This is a genomic window from Companilactobacillus sp. (genome assembly GCF_022484265.1).
In the GTDB taxonomy this organism is placed as follows: Bacteria; Bacillota; Bacilli; order Lactobacillales; family Lactobacillaceae; genus Companilactobacillus.
The window spans coordinates 281640-306254 of record NZ_JAKVLR010000001.1 but is presented as its reverse complement, the minus strand read 5'-3'; the positions used below and the strand labels follow the sequence as shown (position 1 = coordinate 306254).

The following is a 24615-nucleotide window of genomic DNA, read 5'->3' as shown; positions in this document are numbered from 1 at the left end:
TAAAATAAAAAGCACTCCCTGAGTGCTTTGAGTTACATATTATTATCGTGTATTAATTATTAAAATTCAATTAATATTAATCATCAAACAAGAAATAAATCAAAATACTTAAAACCAAATAAATTCCAGCTAAGAAATAACCATATCGACCGTATTTTGCAAAAACACTGATTACAAAAATTACCGGGAAGATTATTAGATTATAAAACGAAAGCGAATATTTTTTCGCAAACCATCCCATGAACCCTGCAAATAAGATGTTGATAACAAAAAACAAGAAGATAATTCGGTTACTTCTACCCAAGTGGAATACATTTAACAATATTGGCATGATAAAGGCCAATACCAAAGAAATTAGTGTGATATATGTTGTTTTTGACTTTTTGACTGTCGTCCAAAGATTCTTCAAAGTTTATTCCTCATTCATTCGTAATTCATAATTATAGGATATCACTGATAAGAGGTACATGGGGGCTGTTTCTGCTCGTAAAATTCTTGGACCTAAACCAATTGATGAATATCCGTTGGTAACTAAAGTATCGACTTCCTCGGGGGAAAAACCACCTTCTGGACCAAACACGCCCAGGATTGAGTCTGTTTGATCATGCGTCATTACTTGGTGCAATTTACTAGTCTCGCCCTGTTTGGCGGATTCTTCATAAGCGACTAATTTGACTTCATCATCCAATTTTGTCAGATCGTCAAATTTTTTCAAGAAAGATACTGTTGGAATAACCCGTCGTTTTGATTGTTGTGCTGCGTTTTTGGCAATCTCTTGCAGGCGCTGTAGTTTTTTATCAACCACGTTATTCTTCCACTGCATGATCGAATAACGTGAATTAAAGAAAATTATCTTCGTGGCACCTAATTCAGTCGATTTTTGAGTGATCCACTCTACTTTATCCTTTTTTGATAGTGAACAAGCAATCGTAACTTGTACTGGCAATTCAGTCGTAGGTTTATCGCTTTTTTTAACATCAAAAATCGCTTGCCCAGGTTGAATTTCTGCCAATGTGGCATGGAACAAATCACTGTTTTCATCGACAAAAAACAGTTCATCGCCAACTTGATGTCGCAAGACGATAATGATGTGTTTGTATTGTTCTCGATCATCTAACCTAAATTGATCTGAAGTAATTGTACTATTAACGAAGTATTGCTCCATTTTGTGCCTCGATATCTTTTTGTTGTTTACAAATCAAAGTTGACCAGCCTTTTAGGTGGAAGACTTCAATTACGCCAAAGCCCTGTTTTTCCATGGCATCGGTAATTTGTTGTTCTTTTTCATTGATGATCCCTGATAAGATCACAAACCCATTGGGATTAAGATGTTTTTGAATATCAGGGACGAATTGGAGGATGATGTCCGCCAAAATATTGGCGACGATAACATCGACTTTCCCATCAACACCATCAAGCAAGGAGTTTTTGAAGACTTCAATGTCTTTACAGTCATCGTTTAATTGCAGATTCAACTTGGCAGCTTCAACAGCTTCTGGATCCAAGTCAAATGCGGTAATATCTTTAACTCCAAGTTTTCGTGCCTGGATCGATAAAATACCCGAGCCAGTTCCAACGTCATACATTGACTTTGCATCGCCTAGAATCAATTCTAGTGCTTGCATACAAGTAAAGGTTGTTGGATGTGTTCCCGTCCCAAATGATTTGCCTGGATCCATAATGATCGTTGTCTCTTTATCTTGAGCCTCATAATTGACCCATTGAGGAACTACCGTCAAATAACGGCTGATGTGGATCGGATGATAATATTGTTTCCAATTATTTTCCCAGTCGGCATCATCTAAGTCTGATGTTTTAACTGCAACGTTTGAGACGTCAAAGCCAAAGTTATTTAAATTGTTAATCTCCTCAGTTAAATCAGTGACAATTTTTTGAGAAAAATTATCTTCATCAAAATAAGCATTAACGGTTACAAATGGTAACTGAGCTTTTGCATCGTAGATCTCGCCGTAATTTAAATGAACCGATGAATCATCATTATCGATAATTTCGGTGCCTTGCGCTCCAACTTTCATTAAAACGTCTGAAATAATTTCTTCATCGAAATCATTGGGTATCTCAACACTAATTTTTTTCCACTTCATCTAATTGAATTCCTCCATAGTTACCTCTTACATTACTAAATTTTTGCAATAAAAAAAAGACGTAGATCACGTCTTAAGCTAAACTGCTTCCAATTGTATTAATAAATTCTCGTTCTGACTGTTGAATTCGAGCTGACGCTAACTTCATTTTTGAGCGGTCCAACAAATTTTGATCAGTGTCAAGGCAATCCACTCCTTGAACCAAATCTGCAAGGTAGCCATTTAGCTTAACTTCCATTGCTGATCCTTGCAGATTTTGTTTTTCGATAAATGATTTGCAAATATGACTATAAATTTTGACGTTTAATAGGAAATTATTTGCTAATCTTGAATAGGTTTCATATTTTAAAACTTCCCCACGTTCAATGAGATCCATAGTTTTAAAATATTCTTGAAAAACAACACGGTAGGTCAGAAATTTTTCTAAAAAAATATTATGTCGTAAAATAGCGGTTTTATCAGTTGTAATTGGCATAATTACTCCTTTGAAATCGTTTTTTATAGTTTATCATAATATTTACTTATAATAAAGATTATATTTTTCTAAACGTCAACTATTTTGATTCAGACTCTTTTCTCACATCCGCCGCTGGATTGCGTTTGGAAGAATCATTTTTAAAAAGATTTTGAGCCTGAGTCAATCTTTTAGGGCTTTTTTTGATTTCTTGAGAAATCTTGCTAAAGTCGTTATCAGCGGGATCATTTTCACTTTTTTTCTTACTAAAGAGACCCATTTTCATCTGTCCTTTCATATTTACAATGCTTAATTATATAACACGTTTAAAAAAATGGCGTTAAAATCGAATTTTTTTTGGATAATTTTCGATCAGTTTTCAATTAAACAAAATATATTGATATTTGTTATGATTAAAGTAATCATAATTGTTAGAAAACAATAGAAATCCCTGGTGATCAATTTGAGTAAAAAGAAAAAAGTTTCCAAAACATTAGTTGAAAAAATCTTAGACAAGCAAAAAGTCCCATATGAAGCAATCACATTTGCAACGAAAGCAGACGGCGATACCCAAGAACTCGTCACGGACGACAGCACTCGTGATGGTATCAAAATTTATAAGACTTTAGTTCTAACTGGTAATAAGACCGGACCACTCGTGGGTATGGTCGCACTGGACAAGCACATCAGCTACAAAAAATTAGCAAAGCTTTCTGGCAATAAAAAAGTCGGTATGGTTCCACTGAAAGACTTAGTAAAAACTAGTGGATTTGAGCACGGGGCCAATAGCCCTGTCGGAATTCGTTCATTACACAACTATCCAATATACTTCGACAGCGAGGCTGATCATTCCGATAAAATCATCGTTTCAGCTGGTAAAGTTGGTTATTCGGTCATTATCGAACCACACGACTTGGCAAAGTCCGTTAATGCTACATTTGGCGACTTTGGAGTCGATGAACCGGAATAAAAAATAGGAGTGAATTCGTTTTGAATTCACTCCTATTTTAGTTATGCAGCTTTTTGTTTTAAGTTTGAGATTGCTTGTTCAATGGTAGTACCGTTACCATAATTATTGGAATCTTTAACATCTACTGCTGTGAATAATTGGTCATCCATATCTAATAGAATTCTATATTTCATAATTATTCACACCTCCTTTATGTTCCGTGTTACTAAGAGGTAGCGACTGCAGATTACTATACAAGTATTTTTATATAAGTGCAACCTTTTCCTTGACTTTTATGCAGAAATGAACGAATATAAACTCACATTAAAGAAGGAAGAGGGAAAATTTTAATTGCGTAACCCAATTACAGGACTACTCAAATGGTTCTTGATTCTAGCAATTTCCATTGCTCTATTCGCACTATTCATCCACGTTATCATGCCACTAGCATTACTTGCTGTGATCATTGGTGGAGTCTATTACTTATTTAAAAGAAATCATTTGGCCAGAGAGCGTGCTAAATACACGCCTGAAGGTCGCAGAAAAGTAAATTAAACTAAGAACACCCTAGCGGGTGTTCTTTTTTCTTGTCCCTCTTTTGTCCTCTGTGGCTGAAATCAATAGTAAAATTAAACCCACTCCAACATAAATCAAACAGGTTTGATTTGAGAACCATTTGAATATAAAGCTCAACACACCTGCAACTAATAAAATTATTCCTAACCATCGATCAATTTTCATTAATAAATTCATTAAAATCACCACGTTTTCAATTATTGTTGATTAACCAGTATTTCCGTACATTTCTCTTCAAATAATATTATACTTAAGATGAGCATTATTATAAATGATTGGAGGAATCCTTATGGATAAACAAGAAAGATTATCTATTTTAGATGATATTATCAAGCTCCAAACAGTCAACGGCGATGAGAAATTAGTCGCTGATTATTTAAAGGACTTATTTAGTAAAAATGGGATTGAAAGTGAATATAACAAGGTCGACGAGAATCGTTACAACCTGATTGCTACGATCAACAAAGATTCACAAGGACCTGTTTTAGGCTTTACTGGTCACGAAGATGTCGTTGACCCTGTTGAAGCAGACAAATGGACTTACGGACCTTTTAATCCTAAACATATCGATGGAAAGATTATTGGCCGTGGTGCTGCAGATATGAAGAGTGGCTTGTCTGCCCTCGCAATCGCCATGATCGAGCTAAATGAAGACGACTCATTCACCGGTCAAATCAAGTTCATTGCTACTGTTGGTGAAGAAAAAGGCGAAATCGGTGCCCAACAATTGTCAAAAGAAGGCTACGCTGATGACTTGAGTGCCTTGATAGTTGGTGAACCAAGTAATGGTTCATCGCAACTTGTAATCAATAAACTTGCCGGAAGCGGTTTGTTGAATATCCCTCAACCAAACCCAACTAAATTTGGACGCAACTCATTTTTTGCAGCACATAAAGGTTCAGTCGATTATCGTGTGATCTCACATGGTAAAGCTGCCCATAGCTCAATGCCAGAAGCTGGTATCAATGCAATTGATAACCTAATTAAATTCTATAACCAACAAGCTGAGTATTTCAAGACATTGGCAAGCTATGAAGACGATGCTTTGGGTACAACTAAACCTGCTGTGACCGTGTTTAAGGCTGGTGACCAACCAAATACGATTCCTGATTTAGCTTACCTCGGTGCAAAAATCAGAACTATCCCCGAATACGATAACGATAAGATCTTAAAGGACGTTCAAGACTTGATCGACAAGATGAACGATGCCGATCCAAGAATGAACCTGGAACTAGTCGTAGATTCAAGTAACCTACCAGTTAAGACAGACTTAAATTCAAAACTTGTCACAACTGGTCGTGAAGTCTATAAAGAGGTCTGGGGACAGGACTGTGTCGTTGTCGGTGCTCCAGGTGGTACAGATGCATCACAATTTGTTAGAGCTAATCCAAAACTAGAAGTTATCGTTGCTGGTCCTGGTAACGAGAGTGCTCACCAGATCAATGAATTCTGTTTTGAAGATGACTACTTACAATACATTACGATTTATAAAGACATTGCCAAGAAATATTTGGCATAGTAAAAAAGATTGAAAACGTATATCTAGAACTGCATACCAGTAGTTCAAGTTTAATTTAAACAACAAGTCGGTCGGAAAGATTTCGGTATTTAATCGGAATTTCTCCGACCAATTTTGTTTATAGAAATTTATTGTGGGAATAATACACATGTTCATAATTTAAAGCAGTCCCTACTCAGATAAATTAGAGAATTTGATTGGAAATATTGAAGAACCATTCAAAAATGAGATGTATAACAAATGGATCAGACAACTTATTGGAAAAACTTTCGTTCAGAACATCCTGAAGTTATTAGTGATGAGCATGACGCATTTACTTTAGGTTTTGAGGGCGATGTAAAGACTAACAATGAACTGGCCAACTTGATCAAAGACGGTGTTAAAACAGGTACTTCTTCTGCCTTAGATCTTTATGCATTGAGTGGTGAAAAGATGCCAAAAGCCGGAGATTATATAATTATTCTCGATGGACAACAACAACCTGTCTGTATCATTCTAGAGCTGGAAGTTAAATCTTATCCATTAATGGAGGTATCTGATCAACACGCTTACAACGAAGGTGAAGGTCCTCGAACACTAGAATATTGGCGTCAAGTTCACATAGATTTCTTTAAAAAAGAATATGCTGCCTATAACCAACCGTTTAATGACAACATTCCTGTACTATGTGAGACATTTCAAGTAGTTTATAAATAAATCAAAAAATGGAGTTGATACGTATATGACGATATTTTGGCATAGCTATTAACTCCATTTTTAGCCGTTCCATGATATTTGATCTAACATTTTTAAAACACTTTGTACTACATTTGACAAAACTAGAGAATGAACTCAAAATTGAATAGCGGAAAACATTTATAAATAAAACGAAATAAGGGTACGATCGATGGATAAAAAAACCAAGTTTGTTAGACTTTCGAATATCGGTTTAAATAATTTAGAATTCTACAAAAAAGAAAAGACTGGCTATTTAGATAACATCTGCTATTTATATACCAGCACTGAAAGTAGTGGCACTTTTGTTGCCATGAACTCCACTAATAAAGTCTTGGATTTTTATAGATTCAATACTGTAATGGATAAGGATGACATCATGCAGAAAATTATGGAAATTTTCAGTGACGATGAAGAAACTGATTTTAAAAAAGCCTTTGAAACTGTGGACGAATTTACTTTAACTGACAATGCTGTTGTGGAGTTACCACTTAATAATGGCGTGTTTAAACTCTAACAAATAGACCAAGGACTCAATTTGATGAGTTCTTGGTCTATTTGTTCGGCAAACGTGCTGTCTAATCATTCAAAGTTTTACTAAATTCTTTTCATACAAAATAAATAGACTACAATCCTTAGCAAAGGTTTGTAGTCTATTTGTGTTTATTTTGAATTAATCTGATCCTTACGCATAGTCAACTGAATTCGTTGACGGTTTTCGTCTACTTCGACGACCCAAACTGTCACAATGTCTCCAATGGTTACTACTGTGCTCGGATCACTAACGTATCGGTCTGCCAATTGAGAAATATGAACTAGGCCGTCTTGCTTTACGCCAATATCGACAAATGCACCGAAATCAACAACGTTTCTTACGGTACCTTGAAGTTCCATCCCTGGTTTTAAATCGGCCATCGTTAAGACGTCCTGACGTAATAATGGTGCAGGCATGCTGTCACGTAAGTCTCGACCAGGTTTACTAAGTCCAGTAATAATATCAGTTAAAGTTGCCTCACCGATATCTAACCTTTCTGACCATTCATGCTTATTTAATTTACTCAATTTATTTTGCAGCTCAACACTACCAATTACATCTGTTGAAGCATCAATTCCGTTGAGTAATTTCCGTGCCGCAGTGTAGCTTTCCGGATGAATATCAGTATTATCTAAAGGATCATTACCGGCAATGATCCGTAAAAAGCCAACGGATTGCTGGTACGCCTTTGGTCCTAATCTTGGAACGGATTTAAGTGATTTACGATCTTTGAATGTGCCATTTTCATTCCTGTAATTTACAATATTTTGAGCAGTAGTGCCCGTCAAACCAGAAATATGAGTCAATAATTCCGGACTAGCTGTATTTACGTTAACGCCTACTTGGTTAACTGCAGTTTCAACAACACGATCCAATTGTTGGTCTAACTCCTTTTCGGGCACGTCATGTTGATACTGTCCGACTCCAATAGCCTTAGGATCAACTTTGATCAACTCAGCTAATGGATCCTGCAATCGGCGACCAATACTGATGGCTGAACGTTCTTCAACGTGTAAGTCGGCAAACTCGGCACGCGCATTTTCACTGGCTGAATAGACTGATGCACCAGCTTCATTCACGATTACGTAATAAACTGGATGATCCAATGTCTTCAAGATTTCACTGACAAATTCTTCTGATTCACGACTAGCTGTTCCATTACCAATCGCAATCATTTCCACGTGATATTTTTCAAGTAATTCTTTAAATTCTACAGCAGCTGCTGCTCTTTTCTCACTATTAGCAGGCTTATGCGGATAGATTACTTGTTTGGCCAAAAAACGACCGTTAGCATCCATAATTGCCAATTTACAACCAGTTCTGAAGGCTGGATCAAAGCCCATGACAACCTTGCCCTTCAAAGGAGCCTGCATTAGCAAATGATATAAGTTATTGCCAAATATTTGAATGGCATGTTCGTCAGCTGTATCTGATAGTTGGCGACGTAATTCTCGTTCAATCGCTGGACCGATGAAACGTTTATATGCATCATCAAATGCCGCTTTGACCTTGATCACGGCAGGTCCAACATTGCCACCAATTAATCGAGTATATCCAAATTTGGTAATTGGAGCGGTATCTACGGCAATTCCAACAGTCAATATTTTTTCTCGTTCGCCACGATTGATGGCTAAAACACGATATGGAGGAATCTGTTTTAATGATTGGGCAAAGTCATAATAAGTCTCATAAATCTGTTGCTCATCGTCTTCTTTTGCACCACGTTTGACCTTGCTAGCTAATTCACCATTTTTCCAAGTATAATTTCGGATCCATGTTCGAAAAGCTACACGTTCGCTAAATGATTCCGCCAGAATTTCGTGGACACCAGCCCAAACTGATTCTAAATCTGGCAGATCCTTTTTTGCATCAATAAAAGTCTTAGCTTTTTCATCCAAACGTCCTGCCGGGAAGGTCATTAACCAATTAGACAAAGGTTCTAATCCTGCTTCACGCGCGATTGTCGCTTTGGTTCTTCTCTTTTGTTTGTATGGTAGATATATATCCTCAACTTGTTGTAATGCGGTTGCTTCTTCCAATTGTTTTTTCAAATTCGGAGTTAATTTACCTTGTTCTTGAATCAATTTCAGCACGTCTGCACGACGTTGATTTAATTTCATCAATCGATTGGCTTCGTCCTCGATATCTCTTATTTGTACTTCATCAAGGGTACCAGTACGTTCTTTTCGATAACGAGCAATAAATGGAACCGTATTACCTTCATCCAAGAGAGCTAAAACTGCTTGAATTTGTTGGACCTTGAATTGACTCAGCTGTTGATGGACAGGTTGAGCCAACTCAACCAAATTATTTTCTTCTTTTGTTGGCATATAATCCTCCTAAAATAGGCCGAAATGATTATCTAAATTACTATTTGAATCAAAAAACGCGTAAACAATTATAACATGCCAAAAATTTTTTGACTTTTAGTTTTTACATTCATTGCACATAAGGAAACGTATCAAGATACTACGGCAGATAACTTTAAGATCTATCAAGCCATCATTGAACTTTGGCTTAAACAAGAACATCCAGAAGAACCTAATGAAATAATTGATATTATCATGAAATCTCGTTATCTGAGTCCCTTTGATATTTTGGGATTAAAACGACCAGAAAACTCATAACGACCATATTTTGACCAATCGAAAGCGCATACCAAAATATGAAAAATGTTATAGTTGAATAAACGACTCTGAGGTGACTTATGGCGAATACGAAGATTTTTCAGATGAAATTCAGTGCAATTTACGATGCCTACGTGAAAAAGATCGAACGTAAAAATCAATCTGAGCACGATTTGAGACAAATTATTTTCTGGTTGACTGGTTACGACGACAAATCATTAACGCAACAAATCGATACCGGTTCAACCATGGAAGAATTTTTTGCGAACATGCCACAACTTAATCCTAATGCTGACAAGATAACTGGCGTTATTTGTGGCGTCCGAGTTGAAGATGTGGAAGATCCATTGATGCAGAAGATCCGATATTTAGATAAATTAGTTGACGAATTAGCAAAAGGCAAGTCGCTTGAAAAAATTGAACGTCAATAAAACAGAAACTAGGTGGATTAAAATGAACAAACAAGCAGTATTTGATTATTTAAATGAATTGAATGTCTGGCACGAAATTACCGAACACCCTGCAGTTTACAATATGGAAGAACTTTCTGAGGTAAAACTCCCCTATCCGGATGCTGATGCCAAAAATCTTTTCGTTCGTGACGATAAAAAAAGAAACTACTATCTAATTACAGTCAAAGGCGATAAACGAGTTGATTTAAAAGAATTCCGAAAACAAAACGATACTCGCCGATTGTCATTTGCCTCTGAAAATGATTTAAAAGACATTTTGAAGTTGATTCCTGGCTCCGTCACACCATTGGGTTTATTAAATGATGAAGAACGTCAAGTGCATTTCTATTTAGATAAGTCATTTTTTGATGACAAACAGATTATCGGCGTTCATCCTAATGACAATACTGCAACGGTTTGGTTAAAAGTTACTGACCTAGTAAATATGATTGAAAAACATGGCAATGAAGTTACAGTCGAAGACTTGTAATTTTAGGATTTACACTGATTGTTGTGACAACTTACTTTAAGGAATAAAATTAAATAGTATTAACTTGGGAGGTTGATGAAAAATGTACCATGCAGCAGATAATCGCTACGACAATACCACCGTTCGCCACGCAGGAAACAGTGGCTTAATGTTGCCACCGATTTCTTTAGGACTTTGGAGACATTATGGTAGCGCTGACCCATTAAGTGAAAGACGAGATGTGATTCTTCACGCATTTGATAAGGGTGTCTTTCATTTTGATGTTGCCAACCACTATGGCAATGGTCAAACAGATTTTGGAAGCACAGAAACACTTTTAGGACAAATTTTAAAAGACGATTTAGCAGCTTATCGAGACGAATTGGTTATCGCAACAAAAGCTGGTTATGAAATTCACGACGGACCTTACGGAATTGGGACTTCACGCAAATCATTATTGCAAGGTATTGACGGCTCATTAAGTCGCTTAAATCTTGATTACGTCGACATTTATTATGCCCACCGCTATGATGATCAAACGCCAATTGAAGAAACTGTTAGGGCTTTGGATGACATCGTTCGTTCCGGTAAAGCTTTGTACGTTGGGGTTTCAAACTATGAAGTTCCTGAACTAAACAAGGCAGTCTCATTATTCAAAAAATTAGGCACGCCTTTTGTACTTGATCAGATGAGTATGAACATGCTAAACGATCATGCTGAAAAAAGCGGTTTGATCGATGCCCTTAAAGATGGCGGTGCTAGTGCAATCGCTTATGGTCCTTTATGCGAAGGATTACTCAGCGACCGTTATCTAAATGGTATCACTGACAGCTACAGTATCCATCGGACAAATGCCAAGCTATTAGAAAACGGCAAAGATGCATTGGTCGAAAAATTAAATAGCTTAAACGATGTTGCCCAAAATCGTGACCAAACGCTGAGCCAAATGGCACTAGCATGGTTACTAAGAGACCCAGTAGTTGCTAGCGTTATTATTGGAACGACTAACAATGACCACTTGGATGATAATTTAAAAGCTTTAGATAATCTGAAATTTACAAAAGATGAAATTGAACGTATTAACACAATTCTTAATTAGCACACAAAAATAACGATAACCTTTTTCACGAGGTTATCGTTATTTTTTTACAATACGAATTTATTGATTACTTCTGCTAAAGCATCGTGATTATTGTCAGCTTCAGTTACATATTTTGCAACGGATTTAACGCTGTCAATTCCGTTGGCGACACTGACTGGTAATCCAACTACTTTCAACATTGGCAAATCATTGCCGTTGTCTCCGGCAGCAATTACTTCTTCCGGCTTGATACCTAGCTTTTGAGCTAATTGCAAAGTTGCACTTCCCTTGTCGATCCCTGCAGGATTAAATTCTACATATCGATCAGACGAATAGGTTACGGCCAGCTTTGATGGATCGACTTCTGCTTCAACGTCAGCTTGCATTTGTTTGCGTAGTTCCATTGTTGGAAGATCCATAATTATTTTCATGATGTTAAGGTTTTTAAATTGTTCAAAATTTGGTTCAGACATCTCTTCAAAAGTAACACCACGATTTTTTAAATAAGCGGCATCGTCAGCAATGGTGTTGAATATGAACAGCTTATCCTGGGTGTAAACATGAGTATCTGCCTTAGGATTTGCAATCCCAATTTCAAAGACCTGTTTGGCCAAATCATAATCCATCGCGTTGACTACTAGTGGTCGATTGCCCTTATTTTCAGAGATCAGACCACCATTATATGAAATCGAATATTGGTTTTCTTGATCATACAATCCCATAGTTTGTAGGTCGTTTTGAAATGACGTATAGCTACGACCAGAGTTTGGAACGAAATAAACGCCCTTTTTTGTTGCTGCCTTAATAGCAACAGTATTTTTGTCAGACAACGTACCGTCTTCACTCATTAACGTTTCGTCTAAATCGCAAACAATCATCTTATACATACATAAACTCCCATACATAGTCTTCTTTTAACTCTACCAGACATATCGGAGAAACATAACCCTTTAGGAGACTTCGAGTAAATTTTTTGTTAATTATTTCGATTTCGATAATCTTTAACATTTGCAAAGTTTTGATATTCCATCATATCCCCGATGTCTTGTAAATGTTGGCTGTACTCTTTATTCAATTCAGGAATAACTTCGTTAGTCCCAGGTACAAAATGGATTGTTTCCGTTCCCGCGTCTACGGCCGTTTTATAGTACCACTCTTTATATTTTAAATAACTCATCGTATCCTGAAGATCGGTGATATGTTGTTGTAAATCTTTTCGATGTTCTTCCAACAACTGATAACGTTTATCTAGGGTACTGTCACCTTGTAAACGAAATTCAATGAATTTGGAAATATCTGATACAGACACGCCTGCGTTTTTCAGACAAATAATGGTCCTCATCAAATGAATATCATTATCGGTAAATTCTCTTCTACCAATTTCATTTCGTTTCACGAATGGCAATAAACCCGATTTATCATAATATCTGATCGTATCAATCGTAACTCCCAATTCTTTTGAAACTTGACCAATGCTATAGACCATAATGTCACCTCATATTAATCATCTGTTGATAGCGAAATAGATTGATTTTTTTCAATCTCTGAAACCATATTTTTAAGATTGCTTAGGCTTCCATTATAAGCGAACTCACCCAATGGTAAATGTTTCGGCAGATTCTTTTTTGTAGTAACTTGATCAAAAATGACTTTGGCAATCAATTTGGGATCACCAGGCGCATCATGCACAGAATCCGAAACTGATGATACTGAATCAGAAAACTGTAAGTAATCAGCAATCTTAGGGATGCTTTTCATAGAAGAACGACCCGACCATTCAGTTCTTGCGCCACTTGGTTCCACGTTCATTACTTGAATTCCTAGCTTAGCTACTTCTTGTCGTAAAGTATCTGAATAACCTTCAACTGCATATTTTGTCGCACTGTAAAATCCCATGGTTGGTAATGTCGTTAATGCAAGTGCCGATGATAAATTAATGATTACACCCGATTTTTGATCTCTCATCATCGGTAAAATTTCATTGGTTACATTTGCAAGACCAAAGACATTGACATCAAACATGTATCTTACTTGTTCCATATCACTTTCTTCAATCGTTGAAAAATATCCGATTCCAGCATTATTAACTAAGACATCAACAGTTCCAAAACTATTCTTGATATCATCCGATAATTTCTTAATTTCGTCTAAATTTGTAACATCTACAACACTCTTGATAATTTTTGTTTGATCAAATTGATCCAGATATTTTAAATCATTCAAATTTCGAGCCGTTGCTATCAAGTTTGCATCTTCATCTTTCGCCACTATCGTTGCTAATTCTTTTCCAAAACCACTCGAGGTTCCGGTAATTAACCATGTTTTTGTCATATTAACCCTCGTTTATTTTTTGGCGATTCTTACTAAACCATCGAGCCACTTTTGATGCCCATTTAACATAGGATTGGGATCTTGTTTTGCCAATTCTGCTGCAGGTTTGCCAATTTGAGATTCTTGAGTCAACAATCTGATTCGATCATCTGATAATCTTTCAATCAAAAATGCGTGGTAAACATCAAATTGTGTATCGGCATCTCCATTTTGCCAACCATGCCAAGCTAATCTGGCAATTTTTCCATCAGTTGGTGCTACTAATTCCATAACTTGAGCATCGATTGGAAATCCAAAAGTATCAAAGTGAAATGATTCTCCAAAATGAAGCAAAGTATCTTTTTTGTCTTCTAAATCGATGTTAGTGGCGTTGTCATAATATTTTTCCCATTTAGATGTATCTACCAAATTGTTCCAAACACTGTCTAAAGTTATTCCCTGAGCAATCACCTCGTTTGAAACGAAGTTATCAGTTGTTCCAGGTAAAAATTCTGTTGACCAATTAATTGATTCCATAATGTTCTCCTTAATGATATTTATTTGAATAATGCTTAATCGTCAATTGACGATAAATTCAATATATATCCTGGAGTCGACTTCAGGACAAGTTTTTTTGAAAAAAAATAACACTCAACTTTAAAATTAAGTGTTATATCAACGCTGTAATCAAATAATACAGTCCGCTGATTCCAATAAAGATATAAATAAAAATCGTCATTACATTAATATTTAAATGTCTGACTAATCGATTAGCTAATATCGTCCCAATCACAGCACCAATAATTCCCACGGCAACATATTTTAAACTGTTGAGATCTAAGACTCCCATTGAAAAACGTAGGGATGTCATTATCACCGTATCGATCAAAAAGAATGCTTGAATACTGGCCAGATAAGTTTCCTTAGTTTTTGAGATCGTTAGGAAATAAAGTGCCATGAGCGGCCCACCAATACCGAACATACCGTTGAAAAATCCTGAGATGATCGAAAAAATCACCATTATTATCAAAGGGATCGAGCTGACATTGATTTTACGGACATTCATGATCGTATAATACAGCGACAAGCAGACTAGTAAGACTCCCAGTAAGATTTTTAAATATGTCGGTGCTAAGAATTGACTAATATATAACGAAATTATCGCAACAACAATATAAATCGAAAATGGTCTAACTAGCCTTTGCCAATGTAAATGTTTTCTGTAGTGCCAAAAGACCATGAAATTTGCGACGATCATGGTCAGCGTTGAAACTCCGGCACTTTGACTGATCGGTAATATGTGTGGCAAAAATACCATCATCACAATACCCGAACCAAATCCTGTCACACCCTGTACAAATCCGGCCATCATCGCGACCAGGATTATGATGAATACCCAACTATACATAATTACCTCCAAATAACACTATATCAGTCATCATGAATATATTTGTGATAATTATGGAATTTTCTAATAAATTAAAAAACGCTTCTGAAATTACTCAGAAACGCTCCAAATTACAGCAATTGATTCCAAAATGTTTGACGATAATTTTGATAATAAACAAAACCGCCAATAATGATTACTGCAGCGACTACGCCATTAACTATCCAACTAAAAATACTGGATAAATAAAAGATACCAGCTGAGTAAATACCGATCACCAAAATACTGACCAAAATATTTAAAGTCATCGAGAGCATCATGGCGATATTTCCACCACCACGATTGAACAACTCGGTAATGTTAGTCCAATTAGTCGACCGAAGTCGAAAATCTCTTCTGAAAAAGTGTAAACAGACTAAATAAGTTCCCAGTAACATGCCAATAATCATTGCAACGACCATTTTCCACGACAGTTTGATCAACAAAGCCATGATGATCAAAATAATTAGATTAACGATAACTTGAAAAAGATATCCGAGTTTAAATTTTCGATTCAAATATTTTTTCATTGATATCGGCAACGAGTAAACAAATTCAAAATTAGACCGATCAAGCGAAATTAAATTGCTGATCAAGGATGATTGATTAGTCGTTAAAATGCTGAGAAACATTCCCGAAACAAAGAAAACGCCGATCCACTTCAAATCAAAATTCATCGACAGATCCGCAAAGGCAAAAGAAATGATAAAAATCAGTGGCACCATGACTGAGTTGATGACCACTTGCAAGATTAGATTAGGTTCAGTTAAAAGCTGTCTATTATATGCATCCAAACTTTGGTCCAAACTAAAGCGTTTTGAATGTTTTCGCTGACGGCTAAAGCTGGTCAATGATGAATTAACCGAAGTCAACTGTTCACCTAATTGAGGTAAAACAAATTTTTGTAAAATAAGGACCAATATGATGATTGCACCAATCAAAACTACCCAAGTCAGCAAACTTTCCATCGAAAAAGGTTTATTGAAAACCGCGTAAAGTGGCATTAAAAAATTGATTGGTGTTCGGTCAGTACCCGATCCTGTATCGGAATTCATATTCATGATCATGATTCCACCAATGGCAATGACCATTGATATTGTCATCAAAGAACTCATGACTAAGTTTTGATGCTTTTTAAATAGTTTGGTTTTGACCAGTCCGAAAACCAGAAATGTACAGATCAGATAAATTGCCGAAATGACGACCAAATATCCAATAATAGACCAAACTACGGCTAAGACAATCATCATTCCACTTCTCCAGGCGGTTGCAAAAAACACCAGTAGCATCGGCAACGTGAACGGAACGATGTTTAAAGATAAAACTGCAATTTTACTTAGAAATATATCTCGTTGTTTAAATGGTAGTGGCAAATAGTTTGGCAAATCTTTACCGGCAAAAAAAACATTGTAAATACCTGATATGCTTTGTGAAAAACTCAATAAAATAAATAAGGCTACGTAGAACGTAAACATCCCTGGCATTTTACTGAAATCCATTGCGGCCATCAAGAATCCATAAAGTAAAACAAATAACAAAGTACTAATCGCAGATTGTCTGAACAGTCGTTTAGTCAGGCTTTCGCCAGTAAATCCCTTTTTACGGAATCTATCTGTTACTTGTGGATTCAACAGCAGCATATTTACTTTGATCAGTGATTTTAACTGTTTACTAATCATGGTGTCCACCTTCAATATCGCTGACTAATTGTTCATCGTCAGTTCTACCTGCCATACCTAAATAAATGTTTTCTAAAGATTGTCCTGGATGTTGATCCAATAGATCCTGAACCGTTCCGTTGTAAATCAATTGTCCTTTTTTCAAAATAGCTAATTCATCGCACAACTGTTGGGCTGTATCGAGATTGTGGGTTGAAAAGATTACTGTTCGGCCCTTCTGGGCATGCGCCTTCATTAATTCTTTTAAGTCGTATGCTGCCTGTGGATCCAGTCCCTGCAATGGCTCATCCAGGATCCAAACATCTGGGTCAGATAATAATGCACCAATGATAACTGATTTTTGACGCATCCCGTGAGAAAAACTAACAAGTGTTTCATCGACATGATTATTCATTCCAAATAAGTTGACCAATTTATGACGGCGGTCAGAGTATTCTGAATCAGGGATATCGTAAGCGGATGCTAACAAATCCCAATACTCAGAGGCAGTTAATTGTAAAAAGACATCTGGAGTGTCTGGTACATATGCAATTCGTTCTTTGATCTCCTGACGATGTTCTGACAAGCTTAAATCATCAAAAGCAATCGAACCAGAAGTAGGCTCAATAATACTGACTAAAGACTTAATGGTGGTAGATTTACCTGCACCATTATGTCCTAAAAATCCAAAAATCTTGCCAGAATCTATCTTTAGCGATAAATCATGCAGCGCTTGTTTTTGGCCGTAACTCTTACTCAAACCATTAATCTCGATCATCAATACTCTCCCCTAAATTATTTACTAATAATCATATCAAATTCATGAAGATATTTTTTACAAAAAAAATTAGATTGCAGAAGCAACCTAATTCGGAAAAAATATTGAGCCTAGTCATAATTCAAGTGTTCGTCTTTGTCCAATGCATTGATTGCCTTGATTTCATCATCAGTTAGCTGGAAATCAAAGATATCAAAGTTTGATTTGACGTGGTCGATGTTAGAAGATTTTGGAAATACTACAAATCCAGTATCGATTTGCCAACGCAACACAACTTGAGCAGCTGACTTGTTGTGATCTTTAGCAATCTTGTTGATTGTTGGATCTTCAAGAATCAAGTGACCATGGCCAATTGGTGAATATCCTTCATTGATAATGCCATTGGCTGCGTCAAAATCACCAAGTTCTTTTTGAACTTTGTAGGGATGACGTTCGATTTGATTGACCATTGGTTTAACAGTAGCCATATCAAAGACTTGTTTCAATTGGTCTTCAGAGAAGTTTGAAACACCAATTGATCTAGCCTTGCCATCTTTATAAATTTTTTCAAGAGCTTTCCAAGTATCAAGCGACAATTGGAAGTTGTCTTCATTTGGCCAGTGAATCAAATACAAGTCCAAATAATCCAATTGCAATTCACTTAATGTCTTGTCAAAGGCAGCTAGTGTTTTGTCGTAGCCTTGATCTTCATTCCAAACTTTTGAAGTGATGAATAGATCCTCACGTTTTACTGATGAAGCTTTGTATGCTTTACCTACTTCAACTTCGTTTCCATAAATATGGGCCCCATCGAAATGACGATAGCCAGCATCCAAAGCACCCTTCATCGCATCAGCAACTTCATTTGGTTTTAGTTGATAAGTCCCAAATCCTAACATTGGGATTTCAACTCCATTACTTAACTTTTGGTATTCCATATGGTCCTCCTCAAGAATTTAATTTTAATAACTTATTTAATTATATAATTTTTTTGAATAAATGTCTGTTCTTACACTTTAATAGAAAAAACCGTTGAGATGATATTCTCAACGGTTTAATTGATTTATTTTTCTAATTCTGCAATTTGTGATTCTACTTGTTTATTGTTTCGGAATTCATCATAAGTAGTGTCTGCACGGTCGACGATTCCATTTTCAGTAATGTAGATCAAACGATTTGCGATTGTTTGAATGAATTGGTGGTCATGAGATGCAAACAAAATTGACCCTTTGTAATCGATCAAACCATCATTTAAGGCTGTGATTGATTCAAGATCCAAATGGTTAGTTGGATCGTCCATCAAAAGAACATTTGCCTTTAACAGCATCATTTTTGATAGCATTACTCGGACTTTCTCACCACCGGAAAGAACATTGACCATCTTGGTTACGTCGGTTCCTGAGAACAACATTCTCCCCAAGAATCCACGTAAAAATGTATCGTCATCTTCACCCTTTTCAGCGAATTGACGGAGCCAGTCAATAATTGGTGTTTCTTCGTCAAACATTGAGCTGAAGTCTTTTGGCAAATATGCTCGACTAGTCGTTACTCCCCAAGTGATCGTACCTGAATCAGGCGTCAATTCACCAGTAATCACTTTAAATAATGCTGTTGTCACCATATCATTTTTTGCTAAAAAGGCGACTTTATCATCTTTATTCAAAATAAAACTAACATTATTTAAAATTTTCTTACCATCGATTGTTAAATTTAAATCTTTTACTTGCAGTAAATCGTTCCCAATTTCTCGATTAGGAACAAACTTAATAAATGGATAACGTCTTGAACTTGGTTGAATATCGTCCAACGTGATCTTATCCAACATTTTCTTACGTGAAGTAGCTTGCTTTGATTTTGAAGCATTGGCAGAGAATCTTGCGATAAATTCTTGTAGCTCTTTGATTTTTTCTTCTTTTTTAGCATTTTGATCTTGCATCATCTTTTGGGCAAGTTCAGATGATTTCAGCCAGAAATCATAGTTACCAGCGTAAAGTTTGATCTTACCGTAATCCAAGTCCGCCATGTATGTGCAGACTTTGTTCAAAAAGTAACGGTCATGGGATACGACAATGACGGTATTTTCGAAGTTGATCAAAAAGTCTTCCAACCAGTCGATCGAATCAACATCCAAACCATTAGTTGGCTCATCTAACAATAGAACATCGGGTTGACCAAATAATGCTTGTGCCAACAAAACTTTGATTTTTTGGCCGGCGGTCAAATTAGACATTTTTTCTTGATGCAGGCTTTCAGGAATATTTAATCCTTGAAGCATTTGTGAGGCTTCACCTTCAGCTTCCCAGCCACCTTTTTCACCAAATTCAGTTTCCAATTCGGCAGCTTTTGTTCCATCTTCTTCATTGAAATCTGGTTTTGCATATAAAGCATCTTTTTCTTGCATGATTCGATACAAGTCAGAATGTCCCATGATAACAGTTTCCATAACTGTATAATCATCGTAATCAAAGTGGTTTTGCTTTAAAGTCGCCAAACGTTCATTGGTTCCCATAGATACGTTACCAGTTGAAGGTTTGATATCTCCAGCAAGAACTTTTAAAAACGTTGATTTTCCAGCGCCATTTGCGCCAATTAAGCCATAGCAGTTTCCCGGCGTAAAATTAATGTTTACATCGTCAAACAATTTTCTGTCTGCAAAATGCAAACTTACGTCACTAACAGTAATCAAATATATAATCCTCATTTCTTGATTGTAGTCTAACGAGCATTATACGGAGTATTTGACTCAGTAGCAAGTAACACCAATTAAAAAAGACCAGACATTGTCTGATCCTCTTCATTAGTTAAATCCAGTTGGTAATTTTTGATACGCACGTCCATGAGTTCCATCGATCGTAGCTTGATACAAAGTATCTAGTGCCTTGGGTCCATTAGGATTTCCCATGGCATAAAACGAGATCTGTCGATTCAATTCTGCCGAAACATCGTGGTAGTTGCCAGTTTTTTTAAGCTCCTTTGCATTCTTGATCAGCATCTGATAGATTTCTGGAATTTTTTTGATTCCCTCATCTAAACTGGCGGTATGAATCGCATCCATCAATTGATTAGCTTTTTCTTCTTCATTTATTTTTGTCAAACTTACATCCCCCTTAAAATTCTTTAATTACATTCTAACTCTTGAAAGTTCCATGAATGACAACTTTGGTACCAGCCGGAACTTTATCGTAGACCCATTTGCAATCTGGATCTGACAAATGAACGCATCCATGCGACGAAGGTTCGCGTCCTAAAGTTTTAGCAATTGATGGAACAACTACCTTGTTTTCATCAGTTGGAGTTGTGTGGAACAAATATACGCCGTGATCTAAAAATGAGGTATAGTAATGTGCACCTAGTTTAAGTGGTTGCGTATAGAAATATTCGCCACGCTCGTTTTCGATATAGTACGTACCACGAGGAGTGGTATCGTTCTTACCAGTGGAAGCATACATTTCGTATAAAACTTTGTCCCCTTCTTTAATGAAAACTCTTTGTAGAGCAATATCAACATCAATAAATGCTTCCGGATGTTGCATCAAATCGGGATAATCCTTTTTCTCAGACGAATCTGTATATTTAAAATCTTCTAAAGCAATCATATCTTTTGAGTCCTGACTGAGTTTTGAATCAATCTTTGTAGGCTTTTCTTTTGGTGCTTTATCAGTGTTGCTTTTATCGGATGTCGAATCAGCATCAACTTGACTAGTTTGATATCCATTCCCTTGCCCGGAATAAACCTGTTGAGCTGTGATAAAAAATAAGCCCAATAATAATGCAATTAAAGTTATTTGATATATTCGTTTATAATTCAATATTAATCCCCATTTTGTAATAAATTGTAAATTTGTATCCCCAAATATTAAAGATTAGTAGCATAAGGAACGTGTGCCATTTTCGGAACATCGTCCCAAGCTACAGGATAACCGGCCCCATGTGCACAAAAAACTGAATCTGGTGTATTTTCCAAATCAGAGACTGGTTGGTAATTGATTTTTTCAATCACATCATCGGCATTATGACATGGTTTAAATCCATCAGGTATACACTCCAATTGTCCTTGTCCATGAGTATACGAACGCACATCCTGAGCATAATCTCTCATTTCTGAAACTGGAGCCACTCCAGTTAAAATCACCATGTCTGATAATTCAGAATTCTGTGGCGGATCAAATTCCCCACTCATTTTTTGAATATCATTCAGAGCTCGTCCAACTTCAGTTTGATTGACAACCAATTTGAATCGGTACCATGGTTCCAATAATCTGTCAGCACCTTTTTCTTTAAGCATCATTAATCCTTGACGGACTGCTCTCCAAGTTGCCTCGCGAAAATCGCCACCAACTGAATGGACATTGCTACCGCGACCATTGATCAAAGTTATTTTGACATCTGTTAACGGTGCCCCAACTAATACTCCTAAATGAACTTTAGAGGTCAGGTTGCTTAAGACTTGATGTTGCCAATTACTGCTTAACACATCCAAGCTGCAGTCAGAGTTGATTGAGATACCTGATCCAGGTTCACCGGGGCGCATCAATAAATGTACTTCAGCATAGTGTCGGAGTGGTTCAAAGTGTCCTACCCCTTCAACAGATTCATTGATGGTTTCTTGATATAAGATCTTACCTTGTCCAAAACTAACATTTAAGTTGAATCGCTCCAACATTAATTGTTGAATAATTTCTAGCTGGATCTCACCCATGATCTGAATACTGATCTGTTGCAATTGATTTGACCACTGCACGTGAAGCTGTGGGTCCTCGTCTTCAAGCTCTCTAAGAGCAGTCAAACATGTATGAATATCATTATCCAAAGGATCTAAATCATAATTCAATACCGGTTGAATCACCGGCTTTGCTTGACTAGATTGATTGCCAAGACCCATTCCTGGATGTGAACTAGTTAATCCAGTTAATGCACCAACCTGATTAGGCAATAGCTCATCGACAGTTTGAAACTTTGCACCATTGTAAATCCTGATCTGGTTGACTTTTTCATTTTCAAACAATTCAGCTTTCGTTTTGATAGTTCCGCCAGTGACTCTCACCCAGGTCAAACGTTCGCCTTGATCATGTGAAATTTTAAAAATTTTTGCCCCAAATGACTGACTTGTATTTGGTTCGACTGTCCACTTATCAAATCCCGCTAAAAACTCATTAATACCCGAGTTCTTAAGTGCCGAGCCACTAAAACATGGAAAAATTTTCCGTTCATTAATGAGTTTTTGTATCGATTCATCGGATAAAGTCTCATCATTTAAAAATTGACTCAAAGCATCATCGTCTTGCATCGCTATTTCTTCGTAGACATCTGCATTGAATTCATCAAACAAAACGCATCCTTGCGATAATCCTGACTGTAATTCTTCCATTACATTACTGATTTCAGTCGTGGCAGCATCAATTTTATTGATAAAAATAAATGTTGGAACTGAATACCGATCTAGAAGGTTCCACAAGGTCCGAGTATATCCTTGAATTCCGTCAACAGCGGATATCACTAACACTGCGTAGTCCAAAACGCTTAAAACTTGTTCAGTTTGACTGGCAAAATCCATGTGACCGGGAGTATCCAAAAGCGTAAGTTTGGTGTTGCCAGTCTCTAAACTTGCTTGATGGGAAAAAATCGTGATACCACGTTTTTTCTCCAGTCGATCAGGATCTAAAAAAGCATCCCCATTGTCAACTCTCCCCAAAGTCCTTAATGCACCGGAGTTATATAACATTGCTTCTGAAAGAGTGGTTTTGCCCGCATCAACGTGAGCAACGACTCCCGCAGTAATTTCTTTCAAAGTTATCCCCCCACATAATCAATTCATAATTAATATCATACCAGTTATTAGTACAAAAAAATCTTGAAGATTGAACATCCTCAAGATTTTCTTAAATTTATTATTAATATTTTTACATATAGCCTTCAGCTTCCTTACGATCGAGCCAGAAATGAATCCCGCCTGTTGAATCGACCCAACGATTTGGATTGAAGTTTCCAGCATAGACGTATTCGCCTTTACGATAAATAAAGTTTTCATCAACATATGAAATTGCTTCATTATAATGCTCGCCAGTGTACATATCTTCTATTTCCATTACCTTAGCTTTATCACAACGGCAGGAGGTCTCCGTGGCAGAAGTTCTTTGTGCATCTGCAGGTATCAGCAATTTAACAATCAACGAATTAAAACACTTTTTATAACCCAAGAATGCTCCATGTTCCGGACAATACATTCTAAAAAACTTGGTATTCTTATCGCTAATAATATCTGATAAATTTGCATTTTCCAACATCGAATGATTCATATTGGCACCAGAAATATCAGCATGATGCAAATTACAGCCACGCAAGTCAGCACCAGCGAAGTTGACATTATTCAACTTGGCATTTGTGAAATCGCATGCTTCAAAAAGGCAATTGTGGAAATTAGTGCTTTCAAGATCTGCATCGGAAAAATCTACGTGGTCAAATCTTACTTGATCGAAATTCTTACCCTTCAGATCTGCATTTTCTAAATTTTTATTTGTTATTTGTTCGATCATAAAACCACCTCTTGATTCTAGTTTATCATCACTGAGCATGGTTTCATCATTTTTTGTGAATATTAACACAAAGAAAAAAGTTCACGCTATAACACGTGAACTTAATCAGTTTAGAAATTAGTTACTAATTTATGTTTATTATTTATTTCAGCGACATCGATGGTAATCAGTCTAATTACTTTGCCAGGATACTCTCTTGAAATATACGAAAGATCTGAAGCAGTTGGAATAGAATCGCCTTCACCAACGATTCTTTCAAGCTCTGCAACTGCTTGATCTATAACGTGGTCTTCATCTTGTCCTTTGCTTTGGGCACCGGGAACATCCGGAAAACTTGCGGTAATTTCTCCATTCTTTGAATTCAAACCACCTAAAACTACAGGAAAATCGATTGTCTTTAACACAATACTTCGCTACCTTTCTTTTTGAATAAATTCTCTAAGATACATC

The 24615-nt window shown here is 36.5% G+C and carries 29 protein-coding genes; 8 read left to right on the top strand and 21 right to left on the bottom strand.

Annotated features, from left to right (window positions below; translation table 11 throughout):
* Positions 1–76 precede the first annotated feature (76 nt).
* From LKF16_RS01615 to LKF16_RS01595, 5 genes are all read right to left on the bottom strand, one after another.
* The gene (locus tag LKF16_RS01615) at positions 77–409 is read right to left on the bottom strand and encodes a hypothetical protein (RefSeq protein WP_291468049.1); all 333 of its coding nucleotides are present in this window, start codon (positions 407–409) and stop codon (positions 77–79) included.
* Positions 410–412: 3 nt separating this feature from the next.
* The gene (locus LKF16_RS01610) at positions 413–1165 is read right to left on the bottom strand and encodes an RsmE family RNA methyltransferase (protein ID WP_291468046.1); all 753 of its coding nucleotides are present in this window, start codon (positions 1163–1165) and stop codon (positions 413–415) included.
* Positions 1146–2105: a 50S ribosomal protein L11 methyltransferase gene (prmA, locus tag LKF16_RS01605; protein ID WP_291468044.1), complete on the bottom strand. Its 960-nt coding sequence runs from the start codon at positions 2103–2105 to the stop codon at positions 1146–1148. The genes LKF16_RS01610 and prmA overlap by 20 nt, the downstream gene beginning before the upstream one ends.
* A gap of 73 nt (positions 2106–2178) precedes the next feature.
* Entirely contained in the window at positions 2179–2580 is a 402-nt protein-coding gene (locus LKF16_RS01600) for a hypothetical protein (RefSeq protein ID WP_291468043.1), read from the bottom strand.
* Positions 2581–2659: 79 nt separating this feature from the next.
* Entirely contained in the window at positions 2660–2839 is a 180-nt protein-coding gene (locus LKF16_RS01595) for a hypothetical protein (RefSeq protein ID WP_291713115.1), read from the bottom strand.
* 183 nt (positions 2840–3022) lie between these two features.
* Between LKF16_RS01595 and LKF16_RS01590 the strand changes: the two genes are divergently transcribed.
* Entirely contained in the window at positions 3023–3529 is a 507-nt protein-coding gene (locus LKF16_RS01590) for an aminoacyl-tRNA deacylase (protein ID WP_291468039.1), read from the top strand.
* Between the two features lie 41 nt (positions 3530–3570).
* Here the strand turns inward: LKF16_RS01590 and LKF16_RS01585 are convergent, their stop codons facing one another.
* On the bottom strand, positions 3571–3702 hold the full coding sequence (locus LKF16_RS01585; protein ID WP_291468037.1) for a hypothetical protein: 132 nt from the start codon (positions 3700–3702) through the stop codon (positions 3571–3573).
* Positions 3703–3859: 157 nt separating this feature from the next.
* Here LKF16_RS01585 and LKF16_RS01580 point away from each other — a divergent pair, with 157 nt between their 5' ends.
* The 4 genes from LKF16_RS01580 (at position 3860) to LKF16_RS01565 (ending at position 6834) form a co-directional block, all read left to right on the top strand.
* On the top strand, positions 3860–4063 hold the full coding sequence (locus LKF16_RS01580; RefSeq protein ID WP_291468035.1) for a hypothetical protein: 204 nt from the start codon (positions 3860–3862) through the stop codon (positions 4061–4063).
* 310 nt (positions 4064–4373) lie between these two features.
* On the top strand, positions 4374–5603 hold the full coding sequence (locus LKF16_RS01575; RefSeq protein WP_291468033.1) for a M20/M25/M40 family metallo-hydrolase: 1230 nt from the start codon (positions 4374–4376) through the stop codon (positions 5601–5603).
* Between the two features lie 240 nt (positions 5604–5843).
* The gene (locus LKF16_RS01570; protein WP_291468032.1) at positions 5844–6299 is read left to right on the top strand and encodes an ASCH domain-containing protein; all 456 of its coding nucleotides are present in this window, start codon (positions 5844–5846) and stop codon (positions 6297–6299) included.
* 190 nt (positions 6300–6489) lie between these two features.
* Positions 6490–6834, top strand: coding sequence for a hypothetical protein (locus tag LKF16_RS01565; protein ID WP_291468031.1), 345 nt, complete (start codon positions 6490–6492; stop codon positions 6832–6834).
* 146 nt (positions 6835–6980) lie between these two features.
* On the opposite strand, the gene LKF16_RS01560 is transcribed toward LKF16_RS01565, so the two are convergent.
* On the bottom strand, positions 6981–9182 hold the full coding sequence (locus tag LKF16_RS01560) for a Tex family protein (protein WP_291468029.1): 2202 nt from the start codon (positions 9180–9182) through the stop codon (positions 6981–6983).
* 377 nt (positions 9183–9559) lie between these two features.
* On the opposite strand from LKF16_RS01560, the gene LKF16_RS01555 reads away from it, so the two are divergent.
* The 3 genes from LKF16_RS01555 (at position 9560) to LKF16_RS01545 (ending at position 11499) form a co-directional block, all read left to right on the top strand.
* On the top strand, positions 9560–9910 hold the full coding sequence (locus LKF16_RS01555; RefSeq protein ID WP_291468028.1) for a DUF2200 domain-containing protein: 351 nt from the start codon (positions 9560–9562) through the stop codon (positions 9908–9910).
* Positions 9911–9932: 22 nt separating this feature from the next.
* Positions 9933–10421 (top strand): prolyl-tRNA synthetase associated domain-containing protein, encoded by a 489-nt coding sequence (locus LKF16_RS01550; RefSeq protein ID WP_291468027.1) that lies wholly within the window; start codon positions 9933–9935, stop codon positions 10419–10421.
* Between the two features lie 82 nt (positions 10422–10503).
* Positions 10504–11499, top strand: a complete 996-nt coding sequence (locus LKF16_RS01545; RefSeq protein WP_291468025.1) for an aldo/keto reductase — start codon at positions 10504–10506, stop codon at positions 11497–11499.
* Between the two features lie 47 nt (positions 11500–11546).
* On the opposite strand, the gene LKF16_RS01540 is transcribed toward LKF16_RS01545, so the two are convergent.
* The 14 genes from LKF16_RS01540 to LKF16_RS01475 form a co-directional block, all read right to left on the bottom strand.
* On the bottom strand, positions 11547–12368 hold the full coding sequence (locus LKF16_RS01540) for a Cof-type HAD-IIB family hydrolase (RefSeq protein ID WP_291468024.1): 822 nt from the start codon (positions 12366–12368) through the stop codon (positions 11547–11549).
* 89 nt (positions 12369–12457) lie between these two features.
* Positions 12458–12967: a MerR family transcriptional regulator gene (locus tag LKF16_RS01535; protein WP_291468022.1), complete on the bottom strand. Its 510-nt coding sequence runs from the start codon at positions 12965–12967 to the stop codon at positions 12458–12460.
* 14 nt (positions 12968–12981) lie between these two features.
* Entirely contained in the window at positions 12982–13812 is an 831-nt protein-coding gene (locus LKF16_RS01530) for an SDR family oxidoreductase (RefSeq protein WP_291468021.1), read from the bottom strand.
* Positions 13813–13824: 12 nt separating this feature from the next.
* Positions 13825–14328, bottom strand: coding sequence for an SRPBCC domain-containing protein (locus tag LKF16_RS01525; protein ID WP_291468019.1), 504 nt, complete (start codon positions 14326–14328; stop codon positions 13825–13827).
* A gap of 133 nt (positions 14329–14461) precedes the next feature.
* Positions 14462–15199, bottom strand: coding sequence for a sulfite exporter TauE/SafE family protein (locus LKF16_RS01520; RefSeq protein WP_291468017.1), 738 nt, complete (start codon positions 15197–15199; stop codon positions 14462–14464).
* A gap of 110 nt (positions 15200–15309) precedes the next feature.
* Positions 15310–16896: an ABC transporter permease gene (locus LKF16_RS01515; protein ID WP_291468015.1), complete on the bottom strand. Its 1587-nt coding sequence runs from the start codon at positions 16894–16896 to the stop codon at positions 15310–15312.
* Positions 16889–17653, bottom strand: coding sequence for an ABC transporter ATP-binding protein (locus tag LKF16_RS01510; protein ID WP_291468013.1), 765 nt, complete (start codon positions 17651–17653; stop codon positions 16889–16891). The genes LKF16_RS01515 and LKF16_RS01510 overlap by 8 nt, the downstream gene beginning before the upstream one ends.
* Positions 17654–17763: 110 nt before the next feature.
* Positions 17764–18570 (bottom strand): aldo/keto reductase, encoded by an 807-nt coding sequence (locus LKF16_RS01505; RefSeq protein WP_291468011.1) that lies wholly within the window; start codon positions 18568–18570, stop codon positions 17764–17766.
* 125 nt (positions 18571–18695) lie between these two features.
* On the bottom strand, positions 18696–20318 hold the full coding sequence (locus LKF16_RS01500; protein WP_291468009.1) for an ABC-F family ATP-binding cassette domain-containing protein: 1623 nt from the start codon (positions 20316–20318) through the stop codon (positions 18696–18698).
* 111 nt (positions 20319–20429) lie between these two features.
* Positions 20430–20726, bottom strand: a complete 297-nt coding sequence (locus tag LKF16_RS01495) for a bacteriocin immunity protein (RefSeq protein WP_291468007.1) — start codon at positions 20724–20726, stop codon at positions 20430–20432.
* A 34-nt stretch (positions 20727–20760) separates the two neighbouring features.
* Positions 20761–21441: a L,D-transpeptidase gene (locus LKF16_RS01490; protein ID WP_291468005.1), complete on the bottom strand. Its 681-nt coding sequence runs from the start codon at positions 21439–21441 to the stop codon at positions 20761–20763.
* Between the two features lie 47 nt (positions 21442–21488).
* The gene (locus LKF16_RS01485; protein WP_291468003.1) at positions 21489–23420 is read right to left on the bottom strand and encodes an elongation factor G; all 1932 of its coding nucleotides are present in this window, start codon (positions 23418–23420) and stop codon (positions 21489–21491) included.
* 112 nt (positions 23421–23532) lie between these two features.
* Positions 23533–24165, bottom strand: coding sequence for a pentapeptide repeat-containing protein (locus LKF16_RS01480; RefSeq protein ID WP_291468001.1), 633 nt, complete (start codon positions 24163–24165; stop codon positions 23533–23535).
* A 110-nt stretch (positions 24166–24275) separates the two neighbouring features.
* Positions 24276–24569 carry a type II toxin-antitoxin system HicB family antitoxin gene (locus LKF16_RS01475; RefSeq protein WP_291467999.1) on the bottom strand — a complete coding sequence of 98 codons (294 nt, stop codon included), beginning with the start codon at positions 24567–24569 and terminating at the stop codon, positions 24276–24278.
* Positions 24570–24615 lie beyond the last annotated feature (46 nt).